Source organism: Streptomyces hirsutus (assembly GCF_001418415.1).
Classification (GTDB): domain Bacteria; phylum Actinomycetota; class Actinomycetes; order Streptomycetales; family Streptomycetaceae; genus Streptomyces; species Streptomyces hirsutus.
Map to the genome: position 1 here is coordinate 1 of NZ_LIQT01000161.1, position 5,322 is coordinate 5,322.

Genomic DNA, 5,322 nt, shown 5'->3' on the forward strand with positions numbered 1-5,322 from the left:
AGGGTGCCGGTGCCGTCCGGGACCTCGTGCGTGCCCTTGCGGTAGTACTCCAGCCACGACAGGACGGTGTTCAGGTACTCCGTCGAGTTGTTGTAGCTGAGGATCGCCTTGCGGAGGTCCGTCCGGTCGGACAGGTTCCAGTCGAAGCGGCACAGGTAGTGGCCGGCCGCCAGCGCGGCGTCGTAGATGTTGTTGGGGTCCTCGAGGCCGTCGTCGTTGCCGTCGCGGCCGGCCCACGCCCAGGTGGACGGGATGAACTGCATGGGGCCGACGGCGTTGTCGTAGGCGCTGTTGCCGTCGTACCTGCCGTCGTCGGTGTCCTTGATGAGCGCGAAGCCGTTGCCGTCGAGCTGCGGGCCGATGATCGGGGAGGTCGTGGTGCCGTCGGCGTCGACGCGTCCGCCGCGGGCCTGGCCGGACTCCACCTTGCCGATGGCGGCGAGCAGTTGCCAGGGCAGGCGGCAGCCGGGCTTGGACTCGCGCAGCGCGGCTTCGGCCTTCTTGTAGGCGTCGAGGACGGTCGCGGGTATGCCCGCCTCGGCGGCGCCCCGCGTGACCGGGTCGGAGCTCGCGGACGGCGAGGGGTTGGGGCTGTTCAGCGGCGGCAGGTCCGTGTAGTACGGCGAGTTGCCGGTCGCGCCGGGGTCGCCGGTGCTCTCCTCGGGCTCCGAGGCGGCGCCCGAGGGGGTCCGGCCGTCCTGGCCGTCGATCGTCACGCCCGGAGCCTGGGACGCGGACAGGGCCGCCACCGCGGCCGCCGCCACGGCGGTGGTTGCCGCTCCCTTGCGCAGCCTCCTGCCGAAATGCGCCGCCATAGAGTGAACCCCTCCCCGTGGACGCCGGAGCATCCGTCAATGTCTGTCACGGTCGCCTGTGGTGACGATCAGCCGCAGCCATCGGTTGTACTGACCCTTTGTAACGATCCGTCGTGGCCATGCAGTCGGCCCCGTTGGTCGCACCGGGCACGGCAGCTCTCGCGACCCTACGGCACCATCCTTTGCCCGGACACCCGTTCACGCCCGGTCTTCACCGGTCGGCCACAGCCGTTCCCTCCCCGGTCGAGGACGGCCGGGTCGCGCATACTGGGGTCCGCCGAGCACCCGGGCCGACGGGCCGGGTCAACTACCCTCCCAAGGAGCCGGGTTGCCTTTCACGCTGAGCCATGCGGTGGCGGTCCTGCCCGCCGTACGCACCGACGGGACCGGCCGGGGACCGCTGGTGCCGGCCGTACTCGTGGCGGGCAGTCTCGCTCCGGACCTGACCTACTACGCGGCCAGTTTCCTGTCCGGGGCGATGGAGTTCGGGGACTTCACGCACTCGTTCCCGGGCGTTCTCACCATCGATGCGGGCATCGCCTGGGCGTTGGTGGGCCTGTGGCTCCTGGTCCGCGAACCGCTCGTCGCCCTGCTGCCGCGGTCCCGGCAGGGCCGGCCGGCCGCCCTGCTGCGCTGCGGCACGCCCCGCGCGCGCGTGCGCGCCGCCTTGGCGGCGCGCTGGTACGTCTCGGCCGTCCTCGGTGCGCTGACGCACGTGGTCTGGGACGAGTTCACGCACCTCGACCGGTGGGGGATGCGGGTCTTCCCCGTCCTGGGACAGGAGATCGCGGGCTCACCGCTGTACTGGTACCTGCAGTACGGCGGGTCGGCGGTGGCCGCGGTGGTGATCGCCGTGTTCCTGGCGCGGGCGCTGCGCCGGGCGACGCCCGGCCCGGGGCCGGCGGGGGTCCCGGCGCTGTCCCCGGCCGACCGGTGGGCGGCCGCCGCGCTGCTCGGCGGCTGCGCGCTGGCGGGGGCCGTGCAGCGGGCCTCGCGCTGGTGGGACTACTGGGGTGCGACCGCGAAACCCTGGGAGCTGATCCCCACGGTGTGTTTCGGGGCGGGCGCCGGGCTCGTCCTCGCACTGCCGGTGTACGCCGTGGCGGTCAGGGCGTGGCGTCCGGCCCCGGCCACTGCGGACCCCGAGGAGGCGGATACGCGGCTGCCGAGCCGTACGGCCGCACGCTGAGGGTCTCGCCGGCCGCCACGAACACGGTGACGGTACGGACCGGGCGGGGCCGGGGCAGCAGGGTGAGGGCGAGCGTCAGACAGCCGCGGGCCCACTCGGCCCACAGCCGCCACGCGGGCGGATCGCCGACGCCGAAGCCCGGCAGTCCGGCCTCTTCGTCACAGCCCGGGTGCCGGGGACCGTCGGTGATGCGGCGGCCGAGGTCCGCGGCGGCACGGCGCAGCGCGATGGCAAGGGGTACGGGGGTGCGGGCGGTACTCGCGCCGGCCGCGAAGACCGGAACCGGCGACAGCGCCTCGGGGGTGGGTCCGTCGGCGGCGGCCCTCGGGAATGCCGCTCTGCGGTGAAGCATGCGTATGCCCATGCCCCGCATCCTGACGCCCGGTCCACTCGACGGCTTGCCCGCCTGGTCCACGCGAGTGAAGCGCCCTTGCGGGCGCGGGCGCCCGCAAGGGGGAGACGGGCGGGGGCGGAAGGCAGGCGCCCGCCGGACGCCCTTCCACCCCCGCCCGTCCGCCGCCCGCCGGTCTCGGCCGTGCCCGGCGCCGTCAGTGTGCCGCCGACTCCCAGTCCGGGCCCGCGCCGACCGAGACTCCCAGGGGGACGCTGAGCCGGACCGCGTCGGCCATCTCCCGGCGGATCAGTTCCTCGGCGGCCGGACGCTCACCGGGGGCGATCTCCAGGACGATTTCGTCGTGGACCTGGAGGAGGAGGCGGGACTCGAGGTCCGCCTCGCGCAGCGCGCGGTCCACGTTCAGCATGGCGATCTTGACGATGTCCGCCGCCGTGCCCTGGATCGGCGCGTTCAGCGCCATGCGCTCGGCCGCCTCGCGGCGCTGACGGTTGTCGCTGTTGAGGTCGGGCAGGTAGCGCCGGCGGCCGAAGAGGGTCGCCGTGTAGCCCGTCGCCCGAGCCTCGTCGACGACTCGGCGCAGATAGTCCCGTACTCCGCCGAACCGCTCGAAGTACGCGTCCATCAGGGCGCGGGCCTCGGCCGCCTCGATGTTCAGCTGCTGCGAGAGCCCGAAGGCGGACAGCCCGTACGCGAGGCCGTACGACATCGCCTTGATCTTGCGGCGCATCTCCGCGTCCACCGCGGACCGCTCGACCGCGAACACCTGCGCGGCGGCCGTGGTGTGCAGGTCCTCACCGGAGGTGAACGCCTCGATGAGGCCGGCGTCCTCGGAGAGATGGGCCATCACCCGCAGTTCGATCTGGCTGTAGTCGGCGGTGAGGAGGGATTCGAAGCCCTCGCCGACGACGAAGCCCCGGCGGATCGCGCGTCCCTCGTCGGTCCGGACCGGGATGTTCTGCAGGTTCGGGTCGGTCGACGACAGGCGGCCGGTGGCGGCGACCGTCTGGTTGAACGTGGTGTGGATACGGCCGTCGGCGGCGATCGTCTTGATCAGGCCCTCGACGGTGACGCGCAGCTTCGCCTGCTCACGGTGCCGGAGCATGATCACCGGAAGCTCGTTGTCGGTCCGGCCGGCCAGCCAGGCCAGGGCGTCGGCGTCGGTCGTGTACCCGGTCTTGGTCTTCTTCGTCTTCGGCAGGCCGAGTTCACCGAAGAGGACCTCCTGGAGCTGCTTGGGCGAGCCCAGGTTGAACTCGTGTCCCGCCGCCGCGTGCGCCTCCTTCACGGCCTGCTGCACGGCGCCCGCGAACATCTGCTCCATGGACTCCAGGTGGGCCCGGTCCGCCGCGATGCCGTGCCGTTCCATGCGGGCCAGCAGGATGGACGTCGGCAGTTCCATGTCCCGCAGCAGATCCGCGGCGCCCACCTCCGTCAGGCGGCCCTCGAAGGCCTCGCCCAGGTCGAGCACCGCACGGGCCTGCACCATCAGCGCCTCGGCCTCGGCGTCGTCGTCCGCGCCGAAGGCCAGCTGGCCGTCGGCCGCGGCGGCGGGCGCCAGTTCGCGGTGCAGGTACTCCAGGGACAGCGCGTCCAGGGCGAAGGAGCGGCGGCCCGGCTTGACCAGATAGGCGGCGAGGGCCGTGTCCATGGAGACGCCCTCGACGCTCCAGCCGTGCTCGGCGAAGACCCGCATGGCGCTCTTGGCGTTGTGGAACACCTTGGGCCGGTCCGCGTCGGAGAGCCAGGCGGCGAACGCCCGTTCGTCGCCCTCGTCCAGCTCGGCCGGGTCGAACCAGGCGGCCGGTCCGGCGGCCGCGGCGAGGGCGATCTCGGCGACCGAGCCGGTCCCCAGCGCCCAGGTGTCGACGGTGGCGACGCCGAGGGGCCCGACGGCGTGCTCGGCGAGCCAGCCGGCCAGCTCACCCGCGCCCAGGACCGTCCCGTCCAGTTCCACGCCCTCCGCGACGACCGGGGTGGTCTCGGCCTCCTGCGCTCCGGGGTCGACGGCGAAGAGCCGCTCGCGCAGGGACGGGTTCCTGATCTCCAGGGTGTCCAGGATCATCGCGACGGCCTTGCGGTCGTAGGCGGTCCGCTCCAGGTCGGTGACGCCCTTGGCCAGCTCGACCTGCCGCTCCATCTCGGTGAGGCGGCGGTTGAGCTTGACCGATTCCAGGTGGTCGCGCAGATTCTGCCCGGCCTTGCCCTTGACCTCGTCGACCCGCTCGACGAGCTGTGCGAAGGAACCGAACTGGTTGATCCACTTCGCGGCCGTCTTCTCACCGACCCCGGGAATGCCGGGCAGATTGTCGGAGGGGTCGCCGCGCAGCGCCGCGAAGTCGGGGTACTGCGCGGGCGTCAGCCCGTACTTCTCGACCACCTTCTCGGGGGTGAACCGGGTCAGCTCGGAGACGCCCTTGGTCGGATACAGCACCGTGGTGCGTTCGGAGACCAGCTGGAAGGAGTCCCGGTCGCCGGTGACGATCAGCACGTCGAAGCCCTCGGCCTCGGCGCGGGTGGCGAGCGTGGCGATGACGTCGTCGGCCTCGAACCCGTCGACGGCGAAGCGCGGGGTGTTCATCGCGTCGAGCAGCTCACCGATCAGCTCGACCTGGCCCTTGAACTCGTCCGGGGTCTTGGAGCGGTTCGCCTTGTACTCGGGGAACTCCGCCGAGCGCCAGGTCTTGCGGGAGACGTCGAAGGCCACCGCGAAGTGCGTGGGCGCCTCGTCACGCAGCGTGTTCGCGAGCATCGACGCGAAGCCGTAGATCGCGTTCGTCGGCTGGCCCGTCGCGGTGGTGAAGTTCTCCACGGGCAGCGCGAAGAACGCGCGGTAGGCCAGCGAATGCCCGTCCATGAGCATCAGTCGCGGTCGGGCCTCGCCGGAGGTCTGGTCGGTCTTCTTCGCTGCTGTCTCTGCCACGTCCCCGATCCTGCCACGCGCCACCGACACTCGGCCCCGCCCC

At 72.4% G+C, this 5,322-nt stretch carries 4 protein-coding genes; 1 reads left to right on the forward strand and 3 read right to left on the reverse strand.

What is annotated here, in order from left to right:
• On the reverse strand, nt 1–815 hold an 815-nt coding region (locus AOK11_RS12895; RefSeq protein WP_157869349.1), incomplete at its 3' end, for a lytic transglycosylase domain-containing protein.
• 328 nt (nt 816–1,143) lie between these two features.
• On the opposite strand from AOK11_RS12895, the gene AOK11_RS12900 reads away from it, so the two are divergent.
• Nucleotides 1,144–2,004: a DUF4184 family protein gene (locus AOK11_RS12900; RefSeq protein WP_055593827.1), complete on the forward strand. Its 861-nt coding sequence runs from the start codon at nt 1,144–1,146 to the stop codon at nt 2,002–2,004.
• Here the strand turns inward: AOK11_RS12900 and AOK11_RS39750 are convergent.
• On the reverse strand, nt 1,922–2,368 hold the full coding sequence (locus tag AOK11_RS39750) for a hypothetical protein (protein ID WP_079034809.1): 447 nt from the start codon (nt 2,366–2,368) through the stop codon (nt 1,922–1,924). The genes AOK11_RS12900 and AOK11_RS39750 overlap by 83 nt on opposite strands.
• 184 nt (nt 2,369–2,552) lie before the next feature.
• Nucleotides 2,553–5,279 (reverse strand): DNA polymerase I, encoded by a 2,727-nt coding sequence (polA, locus tag AOK11_RS12905; protein ID WP_055593828.1) that lies wholly within the window; start codon nt 5,277–5,279, stop codon nt 2,553–2,555.
• Nucleotides 5,280–5,322: the final 43 nt, after the last annotated feature.

Coding starts and splice junctions, on each gene's coding strand:
- AOK11_RS39750 (WP_079034809.1), bottom strand. CDS start 2,368: ATGGGCATACGCATGCTTCACCGCAGAGCGGCATTCCCGAGGGCCGCC.